Origin of the sequence: Aquipseudomonas alcaligenes NBRC 14159, from assembly GCF_000467105.1 — a bacterium.
GTDB classification, from domain to species: domain Bacteria; phylum Pseudomonadota; class Gammaproteobacteria; order Pseudomonadales; family Pseudomonadaceae; genus Aquipseudomonas; species Aquipseudomonas alcaligenes.
Map to the genome: position 1 here is coordinate 16151 of NZ_BATI01000047.1, position 14830 is coordinate 30980.

Annotated in this window: 6 protein-coding genes; 3 read left to right on the forward strand and 3 right to left on the reverse strand. The window is 56.7% G+C overall.

Annotation, left to right across the window (positions count from 1 at the left end):
* Positions 1–65 precede the first annotated feature (65 nt).
* Positions 66–3413, forward strand: a complete 3348-nt coding sequence (locus tag PA6_RS20225) for an STY4851/ECs_5259 family protein (protein ID WP_021702842.1) — start codon at positions 66–68, stop codon at positions 3411–3413.
* Positions 3414–3418: 5 nt separating this feature from the next.
* Positions 3419–9619 carry a DEAD/DEAH box helicase gene (locus PA6_RS20230; RefSeq protein ID WP_021702843.1) on the forward strand — a complete coding sequence of 2067 codons (6201 nt, stop codon included), beginning with the start codon at positions 3419–3421 and terminating at the stop codon, positions 9617–9619.
* A gap of 118 nt (positions 9620–9737) precedes the next feature.
* Here the strand turns inward: PA6_RS20230 and PA6_RS20235 are convergent, their stop codons facing one another.
* On the reverse strand, positions 9738–10439 hold the full coding sequence (locus PA6_RS20235; protein ID WP_081694029.1) for a hypothetical protein: 702 nt from the start codon (positions 10437–10439) through the stop codon (positions 9738–9740).
* A 781-nt stretch (positions 10440–11220) separates the two neighbouring features.
* Here PA6_RS20235 and PA6_RS20240 point away from each other — a divergent pair.
* Positions 11221–11382 (forward strand): helix-turn-helix domain-containing protein, encoded by a 162-nt coding sequence (locus tag PA6_RS20240; RefSeq protein WP_021702846.1) that lies wholly within the window; start codon positions 11221–11223, stop codon positions 11380–11382.
* Between the two features lie 118 nt (positions 11383–11500).
* On the opposite strand, the gene PA6_RS20245 is transcribed toward PA6_RS20240, so the two are convergent.
* A complete protein-coding gene (locus PA6_RS20245; RefSeq protein ID WP_255209944.1) occupies positions 11501–12691 on the reverse strand; it encodes a Wadjet anti-phage system protein JetD domain-containing protein in 1191 nt (396 codons plus the stop codon).
* The coding region (locus tag PA6_RS20250; protein WP_021702848.1) for an ATP-binding protein at positions 12642–14830 on the reverse strand (2189 nt) is incomplete at its 5' end. The genes PA6_RS20245 and PA6_RS20250, both read right to left, overlap by 50 nt.

The window sequence follows — 14830 nt, forward strand, 5'->3', positions numbered from 1 at the left end:
AAAAAGGACACGATCCAAGGACAGCCTTTGAGGCAGCTCACTCGTTCACAAAAAAGGAATTATGTGTGCCGCTTGTCCAATGGATTTCAGATTTTTTATCTAGGCGTGGACTGCAAGAGCCGGATGGTCGCCCCCTATTCGCCTATAAGACCTCATCAGAAGAATTCGAGACACTGCGTCAGCTCTTGCATGGGCTCAACCTGGGGCAACACGCGCACCCCGAATATGCCCAGGCCTGGCTACTCTTTGCGGCCGAATGGTGGAAGCGCGAATATCCAGGGGGAGCATGGCGTTGGGGACCACTGTGCGAGGCAGCCGGCCAGAGAAAGGTATCTCACGAGAAGACCCGCAGCCTGGTAATTGACGGGCGTCGTCAGTGGCGTCTGCAAACCACTATAAAAAGTGAAGGCAAACGTTTCATTGGTCTGGTCGCGGTCAATGGCGGTCTGCCAATGCGGCTCGTCGAGTCGGCTCAAGGCGGGCTATCGGGTCTCCTGCGGATGGTGAGTGAGCAGGCGCTTCGCTACAACCTCCACGATGAACAAGTGCACCAGGCCATAGAGGCCCAGGCCGCACTTTTGCCGGCCTGCTACCAGCAGGCGCCGGTCTACGAACTGCTCGAAAATCTGGTCAAGGCGGTGCTGCACATCCGCAAGACCTATTCCTTACAGGGCGCCCACGATCCGATCTCCAAACTGCGAGAAGAGTGCCCACAATGGGAAGAGCTCTTTCCTATCGCACTCGACTCTCAGGCCGCAGCCAGCCTGATCAAGGGTTTGGTCAAGGGGATAGTCAGTATAACGCCCCAGTCTCGGCGCCCCCCTTTCCAGATACAACGAGGCCTGCGCTTCAGTTCCGATGGCTCTGCCCCCGTCTACGAGCTGTCTTTCGCGATGCAGGCACAGGCAGCGCGCGAACAGGTTGCAGAGGCATTGGGAACAACCGGCGCAGCGCTGCCGCCACACTTTCAGTTACTGCTACGCATCGGTGAAAGGGAGTATTTGGTCGGCGAAGCCCTGCTTAGGGGTGAGGAATATCAGCTTATCGCTAGGCCACTACCGACAATTCGCAGTCTTCACGAACCCGCACAGCTGATTGTTAGTCGGTGGGGTGCCACCCTGCACATCGCCAACCTGCCCGGCGGCGAAGCCTTGAGCCCTGACGAGCCGCTAATCTTCGAGAACGCCTATCCCTTTGCCCGCTTGCTCGCGCAAGGCGATGCGCTGGTCAAGGGGGAGTCGGCACTGGCGCTCATGCCAGCAAAAACCATCGTATTTTCTGAAGAGGGTGAGGCTCGCGAGCTTTACGACTGCCTTGCCGATGAACAAGTGCTGATAGAGCTTCCGGCAGGCGTAACCCGACTTACCTATCGAAAACAACCGTTCATTGTCACCATCAGCACCAGCGCTTCCCACCACCCCGAGGCTTACTGGCAGGGTGACAGCCTAGAGGTACTCTCCGTACCGGGACTGCTGTTCCGCGGTAAACCACGCCTGCGAATCGAACAGGCAACGGGCTTCACTAGCCATGCGCCGGCCCATGAATTGTTTGTTCGAGCGCAAGGAAAGGAGGTCAGCCTCGCCCAAGCCAAAGCCCCAGGACTGTGCCGGTTGACCTGGCGTAAGGATGGTCAGCGCTTGATGAACAACCGCGCCGTGCTTCTCCCGGAAGATGCGTCCATCGCATACGTCCCGGGTGCCAGTCCATTTGAGGGCAGTGTTCGTCTCCGTCTCTGGCCTGACATTCCCGTCCACTGCGAGAACGAACAGATCGAACTGAAGCGCCATCACGATGGGGCAGCTCTGATCCTACAACTGAAGAGCATTGGCAGCCGGCCGGCCACCACGGTTCCGCTCTGTCTGCAGTGGCCCGACGGGGAGCAAAGGCTCACGCTACCGTTCCCCGGTTATGGCGTTACGTTGCTACGCAACGGCATCCAGCTCAAATCGAATCAGGCCCTGACCATCGAGGACCTGGTCGGCTGCCGTGCTCTGCTGATGTCAGCCCAGGGAGCCGAAAATTGGCTGGTGCGTCTGACGTCTAGCGGCGATGCCTCGCGATCCACCCTGTCTCAGGAAATTCGCTATACAGGTATTCGCGAAATCCGCCTGTTCGAGCTGATACCAGCGATCCAGCAGATGCTGTCCTGCCACCCAAGGCTCGATCATGTCGTGCAGCTAGAGCTGATCCACTCCCACCAAACACATGCTCGCCTACAGGTGGGTCGCTACTCGACTCAACTTCGCCTACACAGCGACCGCGAGATGGCGTCCCTAAGCGATGGCGGTCGCGACCTGCTGCTCGATCAGGAAGAGGCCGAGGATCTGGTTCATGGCCTGCCGCTGGCCGAGCCGGAACATGACCCCGTCAGTCTGCCACTACATTTCTCCGAGCAGGTGTTCACCGGTAACTGGAAGGTCAGCCTGCCGGACGATGCCGTAGGCCCCTGGCTCCTATACACCCGCGATGACTCTCCACTACACAGCCGTCCGACAATCGTGCCGTCGACCGCGAACGACCTCTCAAAACCCCTGAGCCCGCTGAGAAAGGCGCTCTGCGAGGCCAATGGCGAAGAGCGCATGCACCTGCTAAGGGCCACGCTGCGCTTGATGGCCGCAGACCCTAAGGTCGAGGACTGGCAGATTCTGGAACTGCTGCTGGACCGGCTTCACCATCTTCCGCTAGCAAGTTTGGATATCTGCCAAGCACTGATCCGTGAGCCGCAGGCGCTTGCCATGGCCACGTTGTTGCTAGACGACTTTTCCAGCCGTCTGGCCGAGCGCCTGCCCTGTGAGCTGCCCTTCGAGTGGCTGCTGATCGCCCCGGAGCACTGGTTCGACACCTTCGCGACACTGCGCCAGCAGCTAGCCGCCGACGATCCGCGCCTGCTGTCACTGATCCGCAACGACATCCAGAGCAAGAGCCAGTTTCTGTCCCGCTGGCAGCCAGCACTGCACTTCATCTTCGATCAGGGCCTGCACCGTTCTTTCGATCTACAAAGCCGAGATGTGGGGCTCTTCCTGAAAAACCCAGCGGTACTCACCACCGCCTGGCAGTCGCACCTGTTTGATGGCGAGAACTCAGCCATGCAGCAGATGTTCCGGCGCAACCCTGCCGAAACCCATCAGTATCCCGGCAGCGGCAATACGGATGTTGGAGCCTTCCTGAAAACGCCCCATGGGCACATGCTTCTCCGCTGCAGCAAGCTCCCTGCCAACGACTTCAAGCTAGCCACGGTCATGCTGCCCTTCATGGCCGCCTTCGATACTTATGCCGGCCGTGGACGGCAATGGCAAGCCGACCCGGCACGCCTGTTCAGCCTCAGAAATGCTCGCCAGTTCGATAGTGTCTGGTTTGACTCGGCCTATCAACTCGGCCTGGCCATGGCGCAAGCCGCCTCGATGCAGAAGTGAATCCCATGCTCTATCAGAAGAACTATTTCTCCGCCCTCACCGACAACCTGAGCACCCGCAGCGAGCGGGCCGCCCAGGGCCTGCTCAGCCTCGGCAACCCGCAGCTGCGCCAGTTTCTACATGACCAGCTGACCGCCGCCCCCGGCACGCCGGGCGCCTGGCTGGCCGATCCGGTTTTCGAACCGACCTTCGGCTGGCAGGAAAGCGCTGAAACCATGAGTTCCCTGGCCGGCGGCAACATGCTGCACCAGCGTCTGGCTAGGGCCATGGAATCCCCGCCCAAGGACCTTGCCCAGGAATACACCTTCCCCGGAAACCGCCATCCCTTCACCCACCAGCTGGCGGCCTGGGATATCCTCAACCGTGCGGTGCCGCAATCGCTGGTGGTGACCAGCGGCACCGGCTCGGGCAAGACCGAATGCTTCCTGGTGCCGGTTCTCAACCAGTTGGCCAAGGAAATCGACACCGGCGAAGACCCGGAAGGCGTTCGCGCCCTGTTCATCTACCCGCTGAACGCGCTGATCAATTCGCAGCAAAATCGTCTGGATGCCTGGACTGATGGGTTTGGTGGACAGATTCGTCACTGCCTATACACCGGAGCGCTTGAGAATGAGCGAAAGGTGTCCGATCAGCAGTACAAAGGCCAAGTGATCGATCGTAAAAGTCTGCGCGAACGACCGCCGCAGCTGCTCGTTACCAACGCCACCATGCTGGAGTACATGCTTATCCGCAAAGAGGATGAGCCGATCCTGCAAAAGTCCGCCGGCAAGTTACAGTGGATCATTCTTGACGAGGCGCACACCCATATCGGCTCCCAAGCCGCCGAGATGGCCCTGCTGCTGCGCCGAGTGATGCTGGCCTTCCAGGTCAAGCCGCAGGACGTGCGCTTCGTTGCAACCTCGGCCACCTTCGGCTCGGATACGCAGACCATAGAGAGCTTGCGCAAATTTCTAGCCGATATCGGTGGAGTGGCTCCAGAGCAGGTGCATGTCGTGCAGGGACACCGGGATATTCCTACCCTACGGAATGCAGCACCAGATGCCGTGCAGGATACCCCCGAAGCAATCAGTACGATTGAAGCAGAACAAGAGCAATCGACACTGCGTTACCAGCGCCTTGAGGCGAGTCCGACCGCTCGACGGCTGCGCTCCCTGTTCACGCCGGATGGACAGGTGAAGCCGCAAAGCCTGCAAGGACTTGCAAAAGATTCCGACCTTCCCTTGACTAAGGTACTCGCCTGGCTGGACGTGATGTCTGGTACCAAGAATGCCGACGGCCTCTCCTTCCTACCGCTACGTGCTCACCTGTTTCACAACGTAATACCGGCGATTCGCGCCTGCGTGGATCAGAACTGCCCCCACAAAGCCGGCACAGCTCTGGAGCATGCCGACTGGCCGTTCGGCATGGTTTATCTGGAAGAGCGGACTCACTGCAACTGCGGCGTCCCCCTCATGCCGCTGGTGTCCTGTGAGGAGTGCAACGAGAGCTTTTTGCAAGCGAAACCTACCAGTAGTGGAAAACTAATTGATCAATCGCAACAGCAGGTCGACGAGTTTTCTCTAGATGAAGAATCTACTGATATTGAAGATCCGGCTGACACCGATAATGACGCACTGAGCCAGATATTAATTACCAACCGCAATGTCGGGCACGTCCGCTCTGAATATCTTGATCGTAACAGCCAAAAACTGATGTTCGATGGTCCTAAGGATGGCTACATCGAACTACAGATCTTCCAGAGCAGCAGGAATGAGTGCCCGTGCTGTGGCGCCACTATCCAGGGTCGCGGTCTACTTCGACCAGCCCGCGTCGGCACGCCCTTTACCCTGAGCACAGTAATTAGCACCCTGCTGGAATTCTGCCCGCCGGATCAAATGCCATCCGGCAAGCCTTTCCAAGGTCGCAAACTGATTTCCTTCACCGACAGTCGCCAAGGAACAGCACGCATAGCAGTCAAGCTACAGCAGGACTCTGAGCGGAACAGGATTCGCGGGCTTATTTATCAGCGCCTACTTCAAGCCCAACCCGTTACGGTTATGTCAGAGGAGGAGCTACAGGAGCTCTGCGAGCTACAAGCACAAGCTTCCTCGCAAAAACTTGAACGCTATGCGCAAAAGTATTTGGAGCAGCTACTGGAGAAGCAGGCCGAGGCGGCCAAGGGAGCCGAAATCGGTTGGACCGATATGGTCGACTATCTTGCTAGCACATCAGATTTGCAGTTGGGTGTCCTAGACTACTATCACAGCCTAGCCCCTAAGACCTTTGGTAAACAAGACAGTGTCGCCTTGGCCAAAATGCTGCTTGCTCGTGAGTTCTTCCGTAGGCCGAAACGTGCCAATAGCTTGGAAACCCTGGGGCTTGTACAGGTCTGCTATCCCAAGCTAGCCAGCATAACTAGCAAACCTTTAGCGTGGCCTGCGTACCTGAACGTAGAATCCTGGCGTGCCTATCTAAAAGTACTGCTGGATTTCTTTGTACGTCAAAACGCCGTTCTAAATATCGACAAACAATGGCAGCCGCTGATCGGCGTTCGTATCAGCCCCAAGTGGGTAGTTGCGCCCGTGTTTGATGGTAAAGCTGAAAGACTATCTGGTCGCTACGTGCGCTGGCCAACAGTCAATACCGTCAGTAGCGTCCAGTCTCGAGCAATCTTACTGCTCTGTAAGGCATTCAACTGGTCAACTGCGGTGCACCAAGATCACATTGACTCGATCCTGCGTGAGGCTTGGAATGCACTTACCCAACAGGCAAAGCTGCTGATCTCGTCGGGTGACGGCTACCAACTGGACTTCAAGGATCTGAGCTTCCGGCTGCCGAATGAAGTCTATCTTTGCCCAGTAACACGGCGTTTCATCGACACCCCGTTCGAGCAGCTGAGCCCCTACACCCCACGAACCGACCGTGAGATGGTCGTCAAGGTGATGCCCTACACCCTACCACGTCCGCCAGAAACGCTCCTGCATTCCCCCGGCGATGAAGCTCTGCTGGCGATCCGGGACTGGCTGAACAACCTGCCGGAAATCCAGAAACTACGACAAGATGCACTCTGGTCGGACGTCATGGATCTGGTTATCGAGGGTGGAAACTACTTCCGTGCGGCCGAGCACTCGGCCCAGCAATCGAAGAGCAAACTGGACACATACGAGGGCTTGTTCAAGGCGGGCAAGCTGAACCTGCTGAGCTGCTCGACCACCATGGAAATGGGAGTGGATATCGGAGGCATCAGCGTAGTGGCGATGAACAACGTGCCCCCGCACCCGGCCAACTACTTGCAGCGCGCCGGACGCGCCGGACGTCGCAGAGAGGGACGTTCGCTTGCCTTGGCCGTCTGCAAGAACACTCCACACGACCAGAGCGTGTTCAATAACCCGCTCTGGCCGTTCAACACGCCTATGCGCATGCCAAAGGTGTCTCTGCAGAGCCCCGATCTAGTGCAGCGCCACGTCAATGCCTGGCTGCTATCGCACTGGCTCAAGCACGTGGTAGCCGCCCAGGAAATCAAGTCGATGACCGCCGGCACGTTCTTCCTTGATGGAGAAATGCCCATGTCGCTGGCCGCACGCTTCTGCCTGTGGTGCGACAATCAGGCGGTCGATACCGAGGCGCCTGTAGAGCAGGCCCTCAAGGACATCACTCTACGCAGCATCCTCGATACCACACCGCAGCACGAGCTGTTCAAACGCGCCAGCAGCCGCATGAACGAGATCATGCAGGCATGGCGGCAGGAGCATTCGGCCAGCTACGCTCAGCTGCTACAGATTGCCGACAAGAAAGCTGCCGCCTCTCGCGCCATGGAGGCGCAACTCAGCCGCATAGAGAAGGAGTACCTACTGAGTGAGCTGGCTGACCGGCGATTCCTACCCGGTTACGGCTTTCCAACAGATATTGTCAGCTTCGACAACCGCTGCATGCAGACGCTAAAGCAGGAAGAAGTCGATAAGCGCGAGGACAACCGCGCGCGCTATCGCTCGTTAGCCTCACGCGATCGCATCACTGGCCTACGTGAATATGCGCCAGGTGCTGAACTTGTTATGGACGGGCTTGTTTATAAGTCATCCGGCATAACGCTGAACTGGCATGCCCCCGCGTCTGCTGAAAACGTCAAGGAGCTGCAGCTCTTCAAGAAGGCATGGCGCTGTGGGCAATGCGGCGCGAGCGACACAGCTATTACCCCGGGACTTGAGATCAACTGCCAGGAATGTGGTGCTCCAATCGAGTCGGATGAAGTCCGCGAATACCTAGTCCCTGCAGGTTTTGCGGTGGACTTCTTCGATGAGCCGCACAATGACATCAGTCACCTGCAGTACGTACCGGTGAAAAACCCGTGGCTAAACGTGCCCGCCAGTTGGGTATGCCTGGCCAATCCAGCGCTCGGCCAGTTCCGCGCCAGCCAACACGCCCATCTGTTCCACTACACCTCGGGAGCCAATCAGAAGGGCTTCGCCATCTGCTTGGAGTGCGGTAAGGCAGAGCCTATGCTCAGCCACCCCGATACATCTGCCCCTGCTAATGAGCAATACTTACCAGCCGTTTTCCGTCAGAAAGCACAGCATCGACGTCTACGCGGTGGCAAGAATGACGATGGAGAGAACGTCTGCCCTGGCAGCCATAACAGCTGGAAGATCAAGCAGAACATACATCTGGGTCATGACAGTCTGACCGATGCGCTAGAACTGATTCTACGCAACCCCTCCAGCGGTGAACTTTTGAATGATGATGTCACCGGCTACTCTATTGCCGTAGCGCTGCGGGAAGCGATCGCCGCCGAGCTAGGTGTACAAACCGAAGAGCTGGGTTGCGACTGTCATCCGATTAAGGTCGATGGTTATCCGTCTCGTGCCATTCGGGTTTTTGACTTGCGCAGCGGTGGCTACACCACCCAGGCAGCAGAGCGACTGAACGCCTCTGGCCTGTGGCAGCGGGTTATCACTCGATTAGACAGTTGCGACTGCTCGCATGCATGTCAGCGTTGCCTGCTCAGCTTCGATAACCGATTTGAAGCCGATCGCCTTGATCGCCATGCTGCATTGGCGTGGATCAATCAAAGTTGGCTTGCCGGTCTGGCACTGCCAACTGAGCTAGCCGTCTTTGGCCCGCAAAGCCAGGCTGAAATTACTAACCTGCAGGAAGCCGTCGAACGCGCGATTACTCTGGACGACAGCAGGAAGATCGTCGCTATATACCTCACTGCACCCAGCGAAGAGTGGGATCTTGCCGTAGCTCGCCGTCTGAGGCATCAACTGCATAGTTGGGATAGTGCTGGGCACCAAGTGCAGTTGCACTTGCTGGAAAGTACCGTTTCTACCCTGCCAGGTGACCAAAAGGAATGGTTAGCAAAGCTAGCTTTCAACGGAGTTCAGGTCTGCCTGCACAACGTCATACCAGATCTTGGGGCGCTGGCACTAAATGTCACACTGCAAGGCCCGCAAGGCTGCATTGCCTGGGCTAGCGACAATGCGAACCTGACCGCACCTGGCCACACCTGGGATCTAGCGGAGGCCGGTGCACGAATCATCCGGGGCACACTCTCCGCCCTCAAAGCAGAGCGCATCTTGAATGCTGCCGATCTCATGCCGGCCCCACCCACTGGCTTGATTAAGATCGAAATCGGCAATCAGCTGGACGGCTCGCTCGACAACTTTGCTCGTCGGTTCTGGGAGCACCTAGGTACTGAGGCCAATGGCCTGATTAATGATGCCCTCACAGGCAAGGATCCAATTACAGAACTGGTTTACAGCGACCGTTACGTATGCAACCCGCTAGTTGTGAATCTGCTGGTCAGCGTGATCCACGAGCTCGGACGGCTGAGTGATGTAGATTTCGCTATCCGAATCCTAGGCCGACAATATCAGCGGGAAGACAATCGCTCGCCTTGGCAGTGCCGGCATGATTGGCGCTCAGCTCGCGAGCGCGATGAGGCGCTCCGCCAGGCTCTGGCGTACTGCGGCCTCGAGGGAGAGGTGCTAAGCCTGCCTACCTTGCCGCACTACCGCCGGCTACAGCTTAAGCTGCGCTCCGGTAATCAACTGACCATCCAGTTTGATCAGGGGCTTTCGTATTGGGAACCCGAGCGCAGCGAGAAGTCTTACCAACTCAGGTTCGACTTTGCATCACGCGAGCTTGGAGAGGAAATAATGGAGCGCATCAGGTGTAAAATTTCCGCGGCTGGGGAGGAAAACACCCAGATATTCCTCTCTTCCTCTTGAGAGCGGCTCAACTGGTATGAGTATCGGAGACAATTGCCCCAAGTCTCAGAACTCCGATACGCACAGCAGCGAAATAAGTCCCCTGTTCAATGCAAATTTGGACAGGGTCTCTTACGATTTACGGATTGCCAGCCATCTTTCGAGCGTAATGGCGATCGCTGAGGTCTTTCTTGGGGTCAGCTTTTACCCAGCGCTCAGGTCTGTTGCAGCTCGTGCAGGTCAATATCTGATTATCAGGGCTGAGACTGTATAGGAGGCCCTCAGAGCCAACTTTGATCTTCAACCCAACATCTGAAACCTCGAACCCTGGTACTTCCTGCCCTATTCGGTCCATGGTTTCAAAGCGGAACGACCAACGTTTAATCTGACTTTTTCGCCAGATAGTCATGATAATAAGGGGGTCTTGTTTCGATGTCCTTTGATAAACCCAATCCCCTTCATATTGACCTAGCTTGGCTGCTTCTTCGTCTCGTTGGGCCTGCTCATAAATTTGCTCCTGCATCTTGAGCAGTTCGGCATTTAATGCTTCTTCATCCTTGAGTGCTTGGTCTTTCAGCATCTGCTCTAAGTCATAGGGCCCTTGAGGGTCATACTTCCAAACCGATGCGTCATTGATGCCAAGCACCTTGCAGTTGAGACAATCGACACTCTGCTCATCTACATTTCGCGTGAGGGCCAAGCGCTCGGAGCTATTAACATCATCAAGGAGTAACTTTTTATCTTTTACTGAAACATTCATTTTAACCAGCGGTTTGATGCGACCGTCGTTCACATCCTCTCCAAATATCTCGGCCTCATCACCGTGAACGTTGAGAACCATTACCCTCTCGCCATCGGGTAGCTTATAACGATACGCACCTGTGAAATCCTCACTGCCGCAACCAGCAAGAACAGAGCTAGCAAGAGCTAATGAAACAAACCTAGAAAAGTTCCGCATAAAATCCTTTACGGCAAATCACATAATCAATGACGTACGACTAGACTGACGACTGTGGAAAAGCTAATCAGCCGCATTGCCCTGCTATTAATCGAATCTTAATGCTGTAGTCCATATGGCGTTCAGTTTCATGTAGATCCTTTGGCTTAAAATCTCGTCGAGAAAAATTAACAATCTCCGAATCAGTGAACCCATACTCCTGCATTCTTTCCAACGTGCACGAACAGAGCGCAGGTGAGGACCCGCGAGCCTTGGAAGCAGCCTCGCATCTTTTAACAAGTTGCTGAACTCCAGTTTCGCCAGCGAAGGCTCCTGATTGCAAAAAAAATGCAAATGACACATAAGCAGCTATGCCAATAATCCTCATATACTTTTAACATCCTTCTATTTAACTGCTTATTTATCGGAAATTAATCGTTTGCACTGAATTACAGCCGATTACGAAGACGGCATGTAGGAAGGCAGCCCTGCAATTCGCTGGGGTGACGTTATGCATGAGGTCACGTTTTACCAAATTCACAATATACTGTGAAGACCAGCGATGACGCCGCCCAGATAGTCCTCCCTTTTGGGGAGTCATCTGTGGAAGTCGGATTGGCGTTCGGAAAGGTCCTGCAAGGTCCTGCGCAGACGGCGTGTCGAAGCAGGATTCACCCAGGAGCAATTGGCCCATGAGGCGGAATTACAGCGTAACTACGTCAGCCTGATGGAACGGGGCATCAACCAGCCAACGATCACCACCCTGATCAAGCTAGCTAACCCCCTCGGCTGCACCGCAGCTGAGATCGTCGACGAGGTGGAAAGACTCGTTGCAGACCAACGCTGAAAACCGGCCGCCTAAAGCGATCAACGTTGGAAATGTCAGAGAAGGCATATCTGAAGACTGTGGTTTAAGGGTAGGCGGTCTCAGGATTACAGGACTATTGAGCCCACCGCCAGCCGCTCTATACAGGGATCTTTCGAGCCCACTGCTCGATAGCGCGCTCAACTTGTTCCTTTGGCAGGTACTCCTGCTCAAGACGTCCTCGTTCTTGCACCAGCAGATACCGATAGAAGTCCGCTTCGTCAGCCAGCAAACCAGGTGGGGCCGACTCCAGAGCTTTGGTCGGCTCGACGACTGCGCTCACCGGTGAGTGCTGTTCAAACAGCTCCTGCTCCATCAATAGTGCTTCGACTGCTGGTTGATGGAGTCTCGCTCGCGCCAGCATCAGAAAGCCCCAGGTATCCATATCGCCCCAGTATGCGATCTGTTTCCCGGCCAGGTGCGCGGACGCTAGCCACTGCAAATCGAGTCCTGAGCCCAGCACAGCCAGGGTGTCCGGTAAGTTCTCAGGCAGCAAGTGAATGCATTGCTCATTTTCCACCACGAGCAATCGCGAACCGGGAAGTGGGGTTTCGGCCAGTTCCGCAGTGGTGAGTCTGAGCCGCTTGAAGGGCAACAGCTCAGGCTGAAGGGGAACGACCAGAACCCAGTGGCTGCTTTCTTCAAAGGCATCCAGAAAAGTCGTCAGGCCTTGCTCGGACGCCGCGCCTCCGAAGCGCTCGTCGAGGAGCCTGGTCAGCAAGCTGGCGTTGCGCTCGAAAAACTTGGTGTCTACGCCGTGCTCGGCAAGCAGGCGCAGCGGGCGGCCTCGGGCACAGCCTGGTGACAGTTGGGTGGCGAGTCGCGCCGTGGCGACGATTTCTTCAGAGGGCTTCGTCAGCCACAAGCTCCGCTGTGCCACCAGCAGTGCATGAAAGGCACTGTCTATCCGTTCGACCAGATACTCGAGTTGAGCGTATTCCTGGCTGACTGCTGGATCATTGGCTGCGGCAATCCATTCGGAGGGGCTGTGCAAATGCCAACGCATCGGCAGGGAAATGGGGGCCAGCCCTGCTCGGTAGCTGACGGGCTCCCAGTCAACTTTACCCACGTTCACGCTCCGCCAGTTCTCCACATGCCGGAGAACCGCCTGGATGTTGTCAGTAAATAGACGTGCCGAAGGCTTGCCGATGTTGAGGCTTTGCGGCCAGCTAGCGGGATTGAGCAAGCGTTCCAAGCGTACGCTGGAGCGCTGCCATTGTCTGGCCAGGCTGCGACTGATGTCAGTGGGCGACTTCATGCATGGCCTTGATGCGCTGTTGATGATGCTCATCCAAAGCTTCCCAGCTCAGGGAAACCAGACTGGATTCCACGCCGCGCCGATGAACGACGACTGCCGAACGCGTATGGTGGCGCAACAGGCGCATTTCCTTGTTGGGCGTGATGAAGACAGCATGCAGGCCGAATTCCCTCAGCGCTGCGATGATCCGACCGGCAACCGCATGGGAGCTGCGCGAGAACGCCTCGTCGAGCACGATGGTGCCGAACAACGGCCGGCTGCTGCCGTCGGGACAGAGCGCATAGCTGAGGGAAGCGGTCAGCACATAGGAGGCGATGATCTCTTTCTCGCCACCACTCCCCCCCTGAGAACCTGTTCGGGTTTCGATGACACTCCTGCTTTCGCGATCGATCACCGAGACCGCGAACTCCAGGCGGAAGCGCGGATCCAGCAGCGCCTTGGCGCCCTGATTCCTGCTGTGCTCGCAAGCATCCTTGAGCAGGCCAACGAGCGCCTGCAATGCCTTGTAGTGGCTCTCGCCTTCATCATCGATGAAACGCGCCGAGTTCAATTGGCGCTGAGCCTGTTGCAAGGTGCGCAGGCTTTCATGAATGACCTTTTTCGCGACCAAGCGCAGATAGCGTCCGGGCTGAAAGTCGACACGCTGCATCGTACTGTTTAGGTCATCCAGGCGCTCCTCAATCATCGAGACTTCATGGTCGATATAGCTGAGCAACTGGGTGACGCCATCATCCGAGGAACGATTGAGGTATTCCAGAAAGCGCTTGAGTTTCTCGGGCAGGGCTTCCTCGGTCAGCACACGCAGACGCTCCAGATACCTGGGTACGTCCACCAGTTCTCGCCCGACCTCTGCAAGCGCGCCGGTATCGACCTTCAGGGCGTCGGACATTCGTTTGGCTAGCTCTGTTTGCTCATGACCCAATTTTTCGCTGAGCGATTTGAGCTGCTGTTGAAGCTCACGCGTATGCTTGCGCTCCAACTCGATAATGTCGCCGAGGTCTTCCGGGGCCAGAGTAGGGAAGTGCTCTTTCGCTAGTTCACGCTGCGTATCGTTCAGCCCTTTTTCTGCGCCGTTATATGCCTTACGGGTAGCGGATGCGGCCTGGTCAAACTGTGTTTTTAACTGAACGCACTGCTCGATCAGTTGGCGGAGCTGTTGGTCCAGAGACTCCAGCAGGGTCTCGGCTTCATCCAGTTCGGCCTTGACCATGGCAAGGTCAGAATCGGGGCGCGTCAGGGTGGCCAGTTGTGTACGCAGCGATTCCAGCTGACTCTCCGCGCCCGGCAGGTCAATATCCTCGAACTGCAGTTCTTCAACGCGTTTCAGCAGCGAAGCTTGAGTCTCCAGCTGACGGACATCGTCCTGCGCGGCATCCAAGGCCAGCTTGGCAGGCGCGAGCTTTTCATTGACCTCGTGAATCTGCTCGGCCAAGAAAGCCAGGCGGTCGCGGTTATCGAAGCCGGTCAGCCAGTCTTCATCCAGGCGCTTCTGATCCTGCTTGTCGAAGAAGCGTTCTTTGCCCGACATCAGCCCCTGGGCCGTCATGGCGTGCGGGGTATGACGCAATTGCTCCGGGCTTTCGACGCAGTGGCGGTCATTGTCTGCCAGTAGTGCCTTGACGGCTTCTCGGTACGGATGCTCCTTGAAGGTCAGTTTGCGAGTAAAACCATCATCAAAGAACACCGGTCGCGAAGCAGGCTCTCTCACTTCCAACAGGCGCACATGCAAACGGTTGTGCCGCTGGTTCACCCAGCGCAATGCAGCCTGGGATGAGCCCTGCGGCACCAGAATGCGCAGTCGGTGGCTGCCGATGGCCCGCTCGATAGCGCCCCGCCAGGCCAGCTCCTCGGGCTTGACCTGAACTAGCTCGGCAACAAAAGGGAGGGTCGACTCATCGAGTCCAAGCTCTTGCGCCAGATCACTCCGAAAAGCATGAAATAGCCCTGGCAGATTCGAGCCGGGCCGTCTCTCAACCTCAGCACGCTCCTGCTGCAAGGTCTGTAACCGACCATTCAGCTCCTGCTGGGCGAGGCCGGCTTTGAACGCCTGTTCGCGCGCGCCATCAAGCTGCTGGGTCAGGATTTCCAGGCGTTCAGTGATCTGCTCCTGGTTCTCCTTTAGAGAGGCGGCCGATAGCTCCTCCGATAGTCCAAGACCCTTGGCCAAGCGTG

Coding starts and splice junctions, on each gene's coding strand:
- PA6_RS20230 (WP_021702843.1), top strand. CDS start 3,419: ATGCTCTATCAGAAGAACTATTTCTCCGCCCTCACCGACAACCTGAGC.
- PA6_RS20245 (WP_255209944.1), bottom strand. CDS start 12,691: ATGAGCATCATCAACAGCGCATCAAGGCCATGCATGAAGTCGCCCACT.
- PA6_RS20235 (WP_081694029.1), bottom strand. CDS start 10,439: ATGGTTCTCAACGTTCACGGTGATGAGGCCGAGATATTTGGAGAGGAT.